This is a genomic window from Pseudovibrio japonicus, assembly GCF_014651595.1.
Classification (GTDB): Bacteria; Pseudomonadota; Alphaproteobacteria; order Rhizobiales; family Stappiaceae; genus Pseudovibrio; species Pseudovibrio japonicus.
Genome location: NZ_BMXE01000020.1, coordinates 757 through 1,635 on the forward strand (window position 1 = coordinate 757; position 879 = coordinate 1,635).

The window sequence follows — 879 nt, forward strand, 5'->3', positions numbered from 1 at the left end:
CTTTGGAGAGATTAAACAGGCGCACAACGATTTTGTCGTAGCTTCTGGCTGGTCCTCTCAGGATCTGTATCCTCGGATGCTAGGTGATGTGAACGGGGACGGCCGAGCAGATATTGTTGGGTTTGGAGAAACTGGTGTATCGGTTGCAATGGATATTGCTGATGATGTACTGAGTGGAGGTGCTAGAGACGACACATTTGTGTTCACCGGTGGATCCTTCGGGCACGATGTTATCACTGATTTCGTCGCGGGAGCAGGGTCTGAAGATTCCATTCGCTTTGCCACGGATTTCTTTGCAGATTTTAACGCAGTCCTTGCAGCAACAAGTAATAGCGGGAACAATGCTGTAATTACGTTTAACGACGGTAATTCAGTAACCCTGAATGGCGTAGACAAGGCGGAACTGCATGCAGATGATTTCCAGTTTATCGCAGACAACCGTCGTGCAGGTGATGACACTCTCCATGGTGGAGAGGAGGGGGTCTCATTTGAGCAGATTGAACTCACACTGAATGATTTTGTAGTCAGTGCTGGTTGGGGCTCACAGGACACTTACCCGCGTAGACTCGCAGATGTGAACGGAGACGGCAGAGCAGATATTGTTGGGTTTGGTGAGGATGCAGCATTTGTGGCACTCGGTAAAACAGATGGTACATTCTCTTCAGCCACGACGTCATTCGCCGCGAATACTAATTGGAGCAGTGCTCAAAACGAACATGTTGTTGGCGATGTCAATGGCGATGGTCGAGCTGACATCGTTGTTTTTTACGAAGACGCGACATATGTTGCACTGGGTAAGGCAGATGGTACCTTTTCTTCAGAAATAATAACAGCCACAACGTCATTTGCCGCCAATTCTGGATGGGGCAGTGCCCAATA

General features: G+C 48.7%; 1 protein-coding gene. It reads left to right on the forward strand.

Annotation, left to right across the window (positions count from 1 at the left end):
• Nucleotides 1-148 precede the first annotated feature (148 nt).
• On the forward strand, nt 149-879 hold a 731-nt coding region (locus tag IE076_RS22495; RefSeq protein WP_244649762.1), incomplete at its 3' end, for an FG-GAP repeat domain-containing protein.